Origin of the sequence: Kitasatospora sp. NPDC051705, assembly GCF_044453265.1 — a bacterium.
In the GTDB taxonomy this organism is placed as follows: domain Bacteria; phylum Actinomycetota; class Actinomycetes; order Streptomycetales; family Streptomycetaceae; genus Kitasatospora.
This window is the reverse complement of sequence record NZ_JBITCO010000015.1, coordinates 1-12,837: the sequence shown is the minus strand read 5'-3', so window position 1 is coordinate 12,837 and position 12,837 is coordinate 1. Positions and strand designations below refer to the sequence as shown.

At 75.1% G+C, this 12,837-nt stretch carries 8 protein-coding genes and 1 pseudogene; 3 read left to right on the top strand and 6 right to left on the bottom strand.

The genetic code is table 11. The features are described from left to right. Positions 1 to 31: 31 nt before the first annotated feature. From ACIA8Q_RS20135 to ACIA8Q_RS20115, 5 genes are all read right to left on the bottom strand, one after another. Positions 32 to 784 (bottom strand): amino acid ABC transporter ATP-binding protein, encoded by a 753-nt coding sequence (locus ACIA8Q_RS20135; RefSeq protein ID WP_360204858.1) that lies wholly within the window; start codon positions 782 to 784, stop codon positions 32 to 34. Positions 785 to 846: 62 nt separating this feature from the next. After that, entirely contained in the window at positions 847 to 1,935 is a 1,089-nt protein-coding gene (locus tag ACIA8Q_RS20130) for an amino acid ABC transporter permease (RefSeq protein ID WP_396317507.1), read from the bottom strand. Between the two features lie 49 nt (positions 1,936 to 1,984). Further along, positions 1,985 to 2,929: an ABC transporter substrate-binding protein gene (locus ACIA8Q_RS20125; RefSeq protein WP_396317506.1), complete on the bottom strand. Its 945-nt coding sequence runs from the start codon at positions 2,927 to 2,929 to the stop codon at positions 1,985 to 1,987. Between the two features lie 10 nt (positions 2,930 to 2,939). Next, positions 2,940 to 3,461: a GNAT family N-acetyltransferase gene (locus ACIA8Q_RS20120; RefSeq protein WP_360204524.1), complete on the bottom strand. Its 522-nt coding sequence runs from the start codon at positions 3,459 to 3,461 to the stop codon at positions 2,940 to 2,942. After that, positions 3,458 to 4,630, bottom strand: coding sequence for an LLM class flavin-dependent oxidoreductase (locus tag ACIA8Q_RS20115; protein ID WP_396317505.1), 1,173 nt, complete (start codon positions 4,628 to 4,630; stop codon positions 3,458 to 3,460). Before ACIA8Q_RS20115 ends, ACIA8Q_RS20120 begins: the two co-directional genes overlap by 4 nt. Positions 4,631 to 5,296: 666 nt before the next feature. On the opposite strand from ACIA8Q_RS20115, the pseudogene ACIA8Q_RS20110 reads away from it, so the two are divergent. Together ACIA8Q_RS20110 and ACIA8Q_RS20105 are read left to right on the top strand one after the other, a co-directional pair. After that, positions 5,297 to 6,282, top strand: a pseudogene (locus ACIA8Q_RS20110) (amino acid ABC transporter permease). After that, positions 6,279 to 8,198 (top strand): FAD/NAD(P)-binding protein, encoded by a 1,920-nt coding sequence (locus ACIA8Q_RS20105; protein ID WP_387902291.1) that lies wholly within the window; start codon positions 6,279 to 6,281, stop codon positions 8,196 to 8,198. Before ACIA8Q_RS20110 ends, ACIA8Q_RS20105 begins: the two are co-directional and overlap by 4 nt. 47 nt (positions 8,199 to 8,245) lie before the next feature. Here the strand turns inward: ACIA8Q_RS20105 and ACIA8Q_RS20100 are convergent, their stop codons facing one another. Then, a complete protein-coding gene (locus tag ACIA8Q_RS20100; protein WP_396317504.1) occupies positions 8,246 to 10,234 on the bottom strand; it encodes a protein kinase in 1,989 nt (662 codons plus the stop codon). 163 nt (positions 10,235 to 10,397) lie between these two features. Between ACIA8Q_RS20100 and ACIA8Q_RS20095 the strand changes: the two genes are divergently transcribed. After that, complete coding sequence (locus ACIA8Q_RS20095) at positions 10,398 to 12,677, top strand: FdhF/YdeP family oxidoreductase (protein WP_396317503.1); 2,280 nt, start codon at positions 10,398 to 10,400, stop codon at positions 12,675 to 12,677. The last annotated feature ends 160 nt before the right edge of the window (positions 12,678 to 12,837 follow it).

The window sequence follows — 12,837 nt, the reverse complement described above, 5'->3', positions numbered from 1 at the left end:
GGCGGTCCGGGAGGTCCGCCGCCCGGGGGATTCAGAGGACCTTGGCGAGGAAGGCCCTGGTGCGCTCGTGCCGGGGGTGGTCCAGGACCTCGGCCGGCGGGCCCTGCTCGACCACCACACCGCCGTCCATGAAGACCACGGTGTCGGCGACCTCGCGGGCGAAGCCGATCTCGTGGGTGACCACGATCATGGTGGTGCCGGTGCGGGCGAGGTCCTTGATGACGTCCAGCACCTCGCCGACCAGCTCCGGGTCCAGCGCCGAGGTGGGCTCGTCGAACAGCAGCACCTTCGGCTCCAGCGCCAGCGCCCGGGCGATCGCCACCCGCTGCTGCTGGCCGCCGGACAGCTGCCGGGGGTAGGCGGCGGCCTTGTCGGCCAGCCCGACCCGCTCCAGCAGCGCCAGCGCCGACGCCCTGGCCTCGGCCCGGGGCCGGCGCAGCGCGGCGATCGGCGCCTCGACCAGGTTCTCCAGCACGGTGAGGTGCGGGAACAGGTTGAAGTTCTGGAACACGAAGCCGATGCCGGTGCGCTGGCGCAGCACCTCGCGCTCCCTGAGCTCGTGCAGCCGGTCGCCGACCCGGCGGTAGCCGATCAGCTCGCCGTCGATGGAGACGTGGCCGCCGTCCAGCCGTTCCAGGTGGTTGATCGCGCGCAGCAGGGTGGACTTGCCGGAGCCGGACGGACCGAGCACCACCGTCACCGAGCCGGCCGGGACGTCCAGGTCGACCCCGCGCAGCACCTCCAGCTGCCCGAAGCTCTTGCGCAGGCCGCGGACCCGCACCACCGGTGCGGCCGCCGGGTCGGGCCCGGCGGGCCGCGCGGCCGGGTCGGTCTTGGCGAGCGTGGTCACGGGCGTCCTCCGGTGGTGCGGGTGTCGGGCGTGCGGGCGGGCGCCGGGCGGGCCGGCAGGCTCCGGACGAAGGCCCGGGCGCGCTGGAGCGGGGTGGGCGGCCGGCTGCGCTGCGAGCCGCGGGAGAAGTAGCGCTCGACGTAGTACTGGCCGATCGACAGCACGGTGGTCAGCAGCACGTACCAGACGGTGGCGACCATCAGCAGCGGCACCACCCGGCCGGTCCGGCCGTAGACCACCTGCGCCTGGTAGAAGAGCTCGCCGATGGCCATCACGTAGACCACCGAGGTGCCCTTGAGCAGCGAGATCACCTCGTTGGCGGCGGCCGGCAGGATCCCGCGCATGGCCTGCGGCAGCACGATCCGCCAGGCCTGCCGCCAGCGCGGGATGCCCAGCGCGGCGGCGGCCTCCCGCTGCCCGGCATCCACCGCGACGACGCCGCCGCGGATGATCTCGGCGGCGAAGGCGGCCTGGTGCAGGCCGAGGCCGAGGACGGCCGCGCCGAGCGCGCTCAGCACCCCGACCGTCTCGAAGTCGCCGAAGGTCGGGCCGAACGGGATGCCGAACCCGAACCGCTTGTACAGGTACGACAGGTTGAACCAGAACACCAGCTGGACGATCAGCGGGATCGAGCGGAACACCCAGACGTACGCCCAGGCGATCGACTGCAGGATCGGGCTGCGGGACAGCCGCATCGCGGCCACCACGGCACCCAGCAGGAAGCCCAGCACCGTCCCGTAGAAGGTCAGTTGGAGGGTGCGGCCGACCGCCTGGACGATCGTGTCGGCGGTGAAGTAGATCCGGAAGGTGGCCCAGTCCCAGCCGGGGTTGGTGGCCAGGCCGTGGGCGAACTGGGCGAGCACGACCAGGGCGGCGATCCCCAGCGCCCAGCGCCAGGGGTGCCGGGCGGGGACGGTCCGCAGGCCGGCCAGTTCGTCCAGGTCGGGGGCCGGGGCCGGGGCCGGGGCTCCGGCTGTCGCGTCGGCGACGGCTTCTGCCGGGGCTGCTGGGGCTGCCGGGGTTGCCGGGTCGGCATCGGGTCTGCCGCGGTGCGGGGGCGCGGGCGGCTCGGTGGTGACGGTCATCGGGGGCTCCTTCGACCGGCCCGGGGAGCGGGTCCGGCGGGCCGGCGGGTCACGGGTGTTCGGGCGGACTGATCAGGGACTCCTTGACGGCGGAGTCGGCGACCCCCCACTTGCGGAGGATCCGCTCGTACGTCCCGTCCTTGATCAGCTGGTTGACCGCCGCCTGGAAGGCCGGGGTGAGCTTCGAGCCCTTCCTGAACGCGAAGCCGACGTCCAGCCGGTGGAACTCGCCGAGGAAGCGCGTCCCGGAGGCCTCCTGCGCGGCCTGGTAGCGCAGGCCGTTGATGGTCGACATCAGCACGTCCACCCGGCCCTGCTGGAGGCTGGTGAGCACGGCGCCGCTGTCGCTGAACGCCTTCACCTCGTACGGCTTCCTCCCGGCCGCGGCGCAGACGTCCTTCCTGGCGTTCAGCGTGGTCTCGAAGGTGGTGCCGGCGCCGGTGCCGACGGTCAGCCCGCAGAGCTGGACCAGGTCGGTGACCGGCTCGGTCCGGGTGTCGTCCCTGCGGACCGCGAAGCCCTGGCCGTCGTCGATGTAGGTGACGAAGTCGATGGTCCTCAACCGGGCCGTGGTGACGCCGAAGTTGCCGGTGCCCACGTCGAACTTGCCGCTGTCCAGGGCGGGCAGGATGGTCTCGAAGGCGGCCTCCTCGCGCTGCACGGTCAGTCCGAGCACCCTGGCCACCGCGTCGGTGAAGTCCACGTCGATCCCGGCCGGCTTCTTCTTCGCCTGGTCGGCGTAGAAGGCGGTGGGCGGCGCGCCGAAGGAGGCCCCGAACGTCAGGGTGCCCGCCGCGCGCACCTCCTCGGGCAGCAGCGCGGCGGCGGCGTCCGACTTCGGCACGCCGGAGACGACGTCCTGGGCGGCGGCCGTGACGGCTCCGCCCGCGCCCGCCGGGCCCGTGGCGCCCGGGTCCGAGCCGCACGCGGCCAGCGCCAGGACGGGCAGCAGGGCGGCGGCGGCCGACAGGCGGCGGGCGGTGGTGGTTCTCACGGGGGGCCTTTCAGGTGGTGGTCAGCACCGGCAGGTGCTGCTCGGACGGCACCGGCAGGTGCTTCTCGAAGGGGAGCGGGCCGATGGTCAGCGGATCGGCGGCGAGGTCGAACAGCGGGGTGTAGCCGGCGGCCAGGTAGAGGCCCCTGGCCTCGGGCTGGCGCGGGCCGGTGGTCAGGTGGATCCGGGCGTAACCGGCGGCGGCGGCCGTGCGCTCCAGCTCGGCCAGCACCCGGCGGGCCAGGCCGCGGCGGCGGTGCGCGGAGTGCGTCCACATCCGCTTCAGCTCCGCGGTGCGCTCGTCGTACCACTTGTACGCACCGCCGGCGACCGGCTCGCCGTCCTCCAGCAGGAGAATCAGCACGCCGTGCGGCTCGGCGAAGGCGTCCCGCGGGTAGCGGGTCATCTCCTGGTGCGCCTCGGGGCCGTAGCGGCTGACGTACTCGTGGGTGAGTTCGCGCAGCAGCGGCTCGACCAGCGGGTCGTCGACGTCGACCCGGCGGAACTCCGGCACCGGGGCGGGGTCGCTCACGCCTGGACCGCGATCAGCTGGTGGCGGTCGCGCTCGGCCCGTTCGGCGGCCTCCGCGGCGGCCTTGGCGGCGTCCCGCCGGGCGACCTCCGCGCGGACGAGCGGGATGACGTGGCGGCCGAAGTCGATCGCGTCGTCGAGCAGGTGGTAGCCGCGGGCGGACAGGATGTCGACGCCGAGGTCGTAGTAGTCGAGCAGGGCCTCGGCGACCGTCTCCGGGGTGCCGACGAGGGCGTTGGAGTTGCCGGCCCCGCCGGTGACCGCGGCGGTCGGGGTCCACAGCGCCCGGTCGTAGCGCTCACCGGCCTCGGCGATCTCGATCAGCCGCCGCGAGCCGGTGTTCTCGGGGGCCGCGGCCGGGGCGTCGCCGAGCGGGCGGCCGCGCCGCCGGGCCTCCCCGGTGGCCCGGCGGGCCTTGATCGCGTCCACCGTCCGGTGCGCCTTCTCCCAGGCCAGCTCCTCGGTCGGTGCGATGATCGGCCGGAACGCCACCTGGATCCGCGGCACGTCGGTGCGCCCGGCGGCCCGGGCCGCCTCCTTCACCCGCTCGATCTGCTCGGCGGTGCGGGCCAGCGGCTCGCCCCAGAGGCAGTAGACGTCCGCCTCGGCGCCGCCGGCCGCGTAGGCGGCGTCCGAGGAGCCGCCGAAGGAGACCCCGGGGCGCGGCTGCTGGACGGGGAAGACGTCCGACACGAAGTCGTGGAAGCGGTAGTGGGTGCCCTCGTGGTCGAAGGGCTCCCGGCTGGTCCACGCCTTCTTCACGATGCCGATGTACTCGCGGGTGCGCTCGTAGCGCTCGTCCTTGGACAGGAAGTCGCCCTCCCGCCGCTGCTCGTGGTCGTTGCCGCCGGTGATGAAGTGCACGGTCAGCCGGCCGTCGCTGATCTGGTCCAGGGTGGCGAAGGTCTTGGCGGCGAAGGTCGGGTAGGAGACGTTCGGCCGGTGCGCGAGCAGGATCTGCAGCCGGTCGAGGTGCGCGGCGAGGTAGGCGGCCGCGGCCGCGGGCTCCGGGGAGCCGGCCCCGTAGGCGAAGAGCACGCGGTCCCAGCCGTGGTCCTCGTGGGCGCGGGCCAGCCGCAGGGTGTAGTCGCGGTCGAAGGCGGCGGTGGTGCGGGCGGTGGTCTCCGAACCGTCGCCGGTGGCGGCGATGCCGAGGAACTCGACGGGCATGGCGGAACCTTTCGGGGTGGGTGGAACGCCCGGACCGCAGATGGGCGGGCGGACGGGCAGGCAGACGGGCGGACGGCCGGCCGGACGGCCGGGCAGACCGGAGCCGGCCCGGGCGCGGGGCGGCACGGGCGGCCGGGAGCACGGGTACGTGACGGTGGTGCGGGGAGGGGACTGCCGGAGCGCAGGGCGGGGTCAACGGCGGCGGCCGGCACCCGGGGCGCCGCCGGTCAGGGGCGGCGGTCCGGGCCCGCGACGGGGCGGACCGAGGGATGGTCCCCCGAAGGGATCAGGGCCGGGGACGTGCGGCCCGCTGCCGGGTCAGCCGTGACACGCCGCGGACCACACCCGACCGAAGTCGATGTGGTCGCGGGTGACCAGGGGCTGCTCGGCGTACATGGCCTCAAGTTGAGCAGTCGGCCGATCGGTCCGTCAACCATCCATCATTGCCGCTCTGTTGCGATCTCCTGTCGCCCTGCGACCGGTCCCGGCGGGCGGCCCGGCGGGCCCGTCCCACCCTTGACAGTCGTCGATCGCGCATGCGTACGATCACCGCGGAGTGCAGTGCACAGCGCCGGCCGTGTTGAGGGACGCGGGCCGGTGCGACGGCCGTACGTGACCACACCCGTACCTCCCCGCCCGCCCGCACTCCCGCCAGGAGCCTCCGCCATGGCCACCCCGCCGGACGTCCTGCCCGCCCCCGACCGCACGGCCCCCGGCCGCCCCGCCACGCCACCGGACCCCGACCCCGGCCCCGACCCCGGGGCGAGGATCGTCGCCCGCCGCCGCCCCGGCCAGTGGCTCGCCGCCGGCGTCGCCCTGCTGCTGGCCGCCATGGCCGTCAACTCGATCGCCCGCAACGAGGCCTTCCAGTGGGGCGTGGTCGCCGACTGGTTCACCGCACGGTCGGTGCTCGACGGCCTCACCCTGACCCTGTGGCTCACCGCCGTCACGCTCGCCCTCGGCTTCGTGCTCGGCACCGGCCTCGCGACCATGCGGCTGTCCGCCAACCCCGTCCTGCGCGCCCTCGGCTGGGGCTACGTCTGGGTCTTCCGCGCCACCCCGCCCCTGGTCCAGCTGCTGTTCTTCTTCAACATCGGCGCGCTGTACCCGACGCTCGGCCTCGGCATCCCCTTCGGCCCCGAGTTCGTCACCGTGCGGACGGTCAACCTGATCGGCCCCACGCTGACCGCCGTCATCGGCCTCACCCTGCTGGAGGGCGCGTAAACGCCGCCGAGGTGATCCGCGGCGGCATCCTCTCCGTCGACCGCGGCCAGCTGGAGGCGGCGGCCGCGCTCGGGCTCGGCCGGTGGCGGGTGCTGCGCCGGATCGTCGTCCCGCAGGCGATGCGCTCCATCGTGCCGACCGCAGGGAACATGCTGATCAGCGCGCTCAAGGGGACGAGCATCGTCAGCGTGCTGGCCGTCTCGGACCTGCTCTACTCGGTGCAGCTGGTCTACCTCCAGTCGTACCGGGTCATCCCGATGCTGGTGGTCGCCACCCTCTGGTACCTGGTGATCACCACGCTGCTGTCCGTCGGCCAGTACTACGTCGAGCGGCACTACGCCAGGGGTGCCACCCGGGAGGCCCTGCCGCCCACCCCGCTGCAGCGGGCCCGGGCCGCCCTGCGCCGGCTGCGCGAGGTGGCGGCATGACGGCGCTGGTGATCGTCGGAGCCGGCCCGCGCGGGACCGGCCTGCTGGAGCGGATCGCCGCCAACGCCGCCGAACTCCTGCCCCGGGAGCGACCCCTGCACGTCCACCTGGTCGACCCGCACCCGCCCGGTGCGGGCCGGATCTGGCGCAGCGAGCAGTCCCCGCTGCTGCGGATGAACTCGATGGCCGAGGACGTCACCATGTTCACCGACGAGCGCTCGACCATCGACGGCCCGGTCCGCCCTGGCCCCTCGCTCGCCGAATGGGCGCCCCGGCAGGAGGAGTTCGCACCGTACCGGGAGGTCGCCGACCCCGCCGTACGGGACGAACTGGCCACCCTCGCGCCCACCGACTTCCCCACCCGGCGGGCCCAGAGCGCCTACCTGGACTGGGTGTTCCGCCGCGCGGTCGCCGACCTCCCGCCGCACGTCACGGTCACCGTCCACCGGGACACCGTCCAGGGCGTCGACGGCCCGGCGGACGGCCCGCAGACCGTCCGGCTCAGCGACCGCACGCTCACCGCCGACCACGTCGCCCTCACCCTCGGCCACCTCGACTCCGCCCCGCACCCGCGGTACGCCGCCGACGCCGCCTTCGCCGCCCGGCACGGCCGCTTCCACCTCCCGCCCGCCTACTCGGCCGACGCGGAGGCCCGGCTGGCGGGCATCGCCCCGGGCGAGCACGTCGTGCTGCGCGGCCTCGGCCTCGCCTCCGTCGACCTGGTGGCCCTGCTCACCGAGGGGCGCGGCGGCCGCTTCGAGCCCGCGGGCGGCGGGCTGCGCTACCGCCCGTCCGGCCGCGAGCCGGTGCTCCACCTCGGCTCCCGGCGCGGCGTGCCCTACCACTCCAAGACCGGCTACCGGCTCCGGGGGCCGCGCGCCCCGCTCCCCCGGTACTTCGACGCGGCCGCCGTGGACGCCGTCCTCGCCACCGACGGCCCGCTCGAACTCCGGCGCGACTTCTGGCCGTCGATGGCCAAGGAGATCGCCTTCGGGCACTACCACGAGCTGTTCCACGCCCACCCCGAGCGCACCGCGCTGCCCTGGCCGGTCTTCCTCGAACGCCTCGACCGGCTCGACTGGTACTCCCCCGGCCTCGCCGCGCTGGTCGCCGAGGCCGTCCCCGACCCGGCCGACCGGATCGACTTCGAACGGCTCGACCACCCGCTGGCCGGTCTCGAACTCGGCTCCGCCGAGGAGCTCCAGCAGCACCTGCGCGACTACGTCACCGCCGACGCCGACCGCCGCGCCGATCCCGCGCACAGCGCCGACCTCGGCGCCTTCCTCGCCCTGCTCTCGCTGTTCGGCCAGCTCCCCCGGATCCTCGCGACCGGCCGGCTCACCGCCCGCTCGGTCGCCGAGGAGGTGGACGAGTGGTTCTTCGGCTACTTCAGCCACCTCGCCTCCGGCCCGCCCGGCTTCCGGCTGCGCCAGCTGCTCGCCCTCTCCGAGGCCGGGGTGGTCCGCTTCCTCGGTGCGGGCGTGCGGGTCGTGCGGGACGAACCGACCGGCACCTGGCGGGCCTCCGGCGCCACCGTGCCCGGCCACACCGTCACGGCCACCGCGCTGATCGAGGCCTACCTGCCCAAGCACCAGCTGTCCCGCACCCTCGACCCGGTGCTGCGCGGGCTGCACCGCGCCGGCCGGATCGTGGAGGAGGTGGTCGCGGACGAGGAGTTCACCCACCGCTCGGGGCTCGTCACCATCGCCCCCGGCGACAGCGGACTGCTCGATCCGGCCCTGGGCGGCGCCCCGCACCCGCGGCGCACCGCGCTCGGCCCGCACACCAGCCTGCGGGCCGCCGCCGCCTTCGCCCGCCCGCGCACCGACTCCCCGGGGTTCCGGCAGAACGACGCCGCCGCCCGTGCGCTGCTGCGGGCGCTGGCCGCCCTGCCGGCGGCGGCGCTGGCGGCCTAGGTGTGTTGTCCGACCGAGCTCCGGCGGGGGCTCCGGGCGCCGCGGGGTCAGGGCCCGAAGATCTCCTCCACCAGGTCCTCGTCGGAGACGTGGTCCGGAGCTTCGAAGACCAGGTCGGCGACGCCCTTCAGGCCGGTCCCGCGGTCCAGCGCGTCCATGCACGCGCGGGCCTGCCGGTCGTCGGCGAAGTCCCACAGCCGCAGCCGCCGCACCAGCACCAGCGCCTCCATCGGGCTGATCCGCGGCGTCCGGCCCCGGCGCGGGCCGGACCCCGGATGCCGCCCCGCCTGGGCGAGCCGCTGCTGGTAGCCGGCCAGGTCCTGCCAGGCCTGCAGGGTGCTGGGGTGGCGCTCGCCGAGCGCCTGGACGAGCTCCGGCAGCAGCCCGTGCAGCTGGAGGACGGCGCCCTGCAGGTCGCCCCGGTTGGCCCGGTGGAGCGCGAGGTCGTGCCGGGCCTTCAGGACCCGGGTGTCCTGCGGCCCCCAGGAGACGTGCAGGTCGGGCAGCAGCTCGGAGAGCAGCCGGATCGCGGTCACCGTCGCGCCGCTCTCGCCGACGCACCACGCCAGGTGGTAGCGGGCGCCGAGGGTGTCCGGGTCGGCCGGGCCGAGCGCGGAGCGCATGTCCTCCACCAGGGTCGACAGCAGCCGGATCGCGCCGTCCAGGTCGCCCGCCCGGCTGAGGTACCAGGTGAAGTCCCGCCAGGTGCAGAGGGTGTCGCGGTCGGCGGCGCCGAGGACGGCGACGCACTCCTGGGCGACCGCCTGGAGCTGGATCACCGACTCGCCGGCGGTCGCCGCCCGGAAGGCCGCCGAGCGCCGCTCGCGCAGGGCGGCCCGGACGGCGTCGGGCACGGCCGCGGCGACCACCGGCGGCGTGGTGAGCGGGGACAGCACCGGCGCCCCCGGCGCGGGCGGGGCCGGGACGACGGGCGGTGCATCGACGGGCGGCGCGGTGACGGGCGGTGCATCGACGGGCGGTGCACCGACGGCAGGTGCCACGACGGCGGGCGGCGCGGCGGGCGGCACGGGCGGGGCGGTCGCCGGCACGGGCGGGGGTGCGACGGGCGGCGCACTCGGCGCTCCGGCCGGCGGAGCACTCGGCGGCGCACTCGGCGGCACGCTAGGCGGCGCCGGGAGCTCGGCCGGGGCCGGCCGGTCCGGCACCGTGGGCACCACCGCCGGCCCGGCCGCCGCGCCGACGGGGCGCCCGGCCAGTTCGCGGAGCCGGCGCTCGACGGTCCGCGCGTCGGCCGGCCGGTCGGCCGGGTCCTTGGCCAGCAGCTCCGCGACCAGCCCGGCGACCTCCGCCGGCAGCCCGAACCGGACCGGGTCCAGCGCCGGCGGCGGCTCGTTGAGGTGCTGGTACATCAGCACCGGCGTCGAGTCCCCGCCGAACGGCCGTGCCCCGGTGAAGAGTTCGACCAGGACGCAGCCGAGGGCGTACAGGTCCGTCCGGCCGTCCACCCGCTGTCCGGTCCAGCGTTCGGGCGCCATGTAGGCGGGGCTGCCGACGATCGTCCCGGTGGTGGTCAGACCGCCCGCGCCGGTGTCCAGCTGGGCGATGCCGAAGTCCAGCACCTTGAGGTGCCCGGCGTCGGTGATCATGATGTTGTCGGGTTTGACGTCCCGGTGCACCATGCCCGCGTCGTGCGCCACCGCCAGCGCCTCGCAGAGCTGCCGCGCCCAGCGCAGGCTCTCCTCCGGGGCGGGCAGGCCGGCCCGCAGCACCTCGGTCAGGGTGCGGCCGGTCAGCAGTTCCATCACCAGGAAGGTCATCTGCTGGTCGCCGAGCGCGCTCTCGCCGAGGTCGTGCACCGTGACGATGTGCGGGTGCGAGAGGTTCCCGGCCGCACAGGCCTCCCGGACGAACCGCAGCGCCGCCTTCGCCCGGTCGCCGCCGTGGTGCCCGATGACCTTGACCGCCACCGGCCGCCGCATCCGGTTGTCGAGCGCCCGCCACACCACCCCGAAGCCGCCCTGGCCGAGCTTCTCCACCAGCTCGTACCGGCCGTCGAGGACATCACCGACTCGCACGCGCCCCTCCCCCACCCTCCTGGACCCCCCGACTCTACCGACGCCGGCGGCCGCCCCTCCCCCCGGCTTCGACCAGGTGTAAGGATGGGCACCGGGCCCCCGCGACGGCGCGGCGGCCACGGCGGCACGGCCGTCGGACGAGCAGAGCCGAGGAGAAGCGGTCATGGCCAAGCAGGCCCCGCAGAGCGACCCGGCGCAGGACGCACCCGAAGTGTCCGCGCCCCAGCACGCCGCGGCCGGGTTGCCCGCGGTCGGCCACAGCCTGCGGATGGCGGCCGAGCAGATGGGCCCGCGCCGGACCCTGGCCACGCTGCGCAAGGTCAACCAGCCCGACGGCTTCGACTGCCCGGGCTGCGCCTGGCCGGAGCCCGGGAAGACGCACACCGCGGAGTTCTGCGAGAACGGTGCCAAGGCCGTCGCCGAGGAGGCCACCGAGCGCCGGATCCGGGCCGAGTTCTTCGCCGCCCACCCGGTCGCCGAGCTCGCCGGGCGCTCCGGCTACTGGCTGGGCCAGCAGGGCCGGCTCACCCAGCCGATGCTGCTCGACGAGGGCGCCACCCACTACACGCCGGTCTCCTGGGACGACGCCTTCGCGCTGATCGCCGAGGAGCTGCGCGCCCTGGACACCCCGGACGGCGCCGCCTTCTACACCTCGGGCCGGACGAGCAACGAGGCCGCGTTCGCCTACCAGCTGTTCGCCCGCCGGCTCGGCACCAACAACCTGCCGGACTGCTCCAACATGTGCCACGAGTCCTCCGGCTCGGCGCTCTACGAGACCCTCGGCGTCGGCAAGGGCAGCGTCAGCCTCAAGGACCTCTACCAGGCCGACCTCATCATCGTGGCCGGCCAGAACCCGGGGACGAACCACCCCCGGATGCTGTCCGCGCTGGAGCGCGCCAAGCGGGCCGGCGCCACGATCGTGAGCGTCAACCCGCTGCCGGAGGCGGGCCTGGAGCGGTTCAAGAACCCGCAGAACGCCCGCGGCCTGGTCGGCCACGGCACCAAGCTGACCGACCTGTTCCTGCAGATCCGCCTCGGCGGGGACCTCGCGCTGTTCCGCGCGCTGAACCGGATCATCGTGGAGCAGGACGGCGTGGACCGCGACTTCGTCGCCGAGCACTGCCACGGCTACGAGGACTTCGAGGCGCAGGTCCGGGCGACGGAGCGCGCCGAGGTGCTCGCCGCGACGGGCCTGCCGTGGGAGCAGATCGAGGAGCTGGGCCGGCTGGTGCTGGCCTCGGAGAAGGTCATCGTCTGCTGGGCGATGGGCCTCACCCAGCACAAGCACGCCGTGCCCACCATCCGCGAGGTGGTCAACTTCCTGCTGCTGCGCGGCAACGTCGGCCGCCCGGGCGCAGGCGTCTGCCCGGTGCGCGGGCACAGCAACGTCCAGGGCGACCGGACGATGGGCATCTTCGAGCGGCCCTCGAAGGCCTTCCTCGACGCGCTGGAGAACGAGTTCCGCTTCGAGCCGCCGCGCGAGCACGGCCTGGACTCGGTGGACACCATCCGCGCGATGCGCGACGGCAAGGTCAAGGTGTTCTTCGCGATGGGCGGCAACTTCGTCGCGGCGACCCCGGACACCGAGGTCACCGAGGCCGCGATGCGCCGCTGCCGGCTCACCGTGCACGTGTCCACCAAGCTCAACCGCTCGCACGTGGTGACCGGCGCCCGCGCGCTGATCCTGCCCACGCTGGGCCGCACCGACCGGGACGTCACCAGCGCCGGCGCCCAGTTCGTCAGCGTCGAGGACTCGATGGGCCAGGTGCACTCCTCGCGCGGCGGCCTGCGCCCGCCCGCGCCGGGCCTGCTCTCCGAGACGGCGATCGTCTGCCGGCTGGCCCGCGCCGTGCTGGGCCCGCAGGACAGCCTGCCGTGGGAGGACTTCGCGACGGACTACGACACGCTGCGGGCCCGGATCGCCCGGGTGGTGCCGGGCTTCGAGGACTTCAACGAGAAGGTGCGCCGCCCCGGCGGCTTCACCCTCCCGCACGGCCCGCGCGACTCCCGGAGCTTCCCCACCGCCACCGGCAAGGCCAACTTCACCGTCAACCCGCTCACCGCCCCCGAGGTCCCGCAGGGCCGGCTGCTGCTCCAGACGCTGCGCTCGCACGACCAGTACAACACCACGATCTACGGCCTGGACGACCGCTACCGCGGCATCAAGGGCGGCCGCCGGGTGGTCCTGGTGAACCCGGCCGACGCCGCCGAACTGGGGCTGACCGAGGGCGCGTTCGTGGACCTGGTGAGCGAGTGGAAGGACGGCGTCGAGCGCCGCGCCCCGCACTTCCGGGTCGTCCACTACCCCGTCGCGCGCGGCGGTGCGGCGGCCTACTACCCGGAGACCAACGTGCTCGTCCCGCTGGACTCCACGGCCGACATCAGCAACACCCCGACGTCCAAGGCCGTGGTCGTCCGCTTCGAGCCCGACAGCGGGGAGTAGCGGCGCAGGCCCCGGAACGGAACGGGACGGGCGCCCCGCGCCCCGGGGGGCGGGCGGGCGGGCCCGCGGGGGGGGCCCCCCCATACCCCGCCCCCCCCCCCCGGGGACCACCCAGCGCACTGGGCCCCCCGCCGGCGCGGCGCGCCGGGGCGGCCCCGGG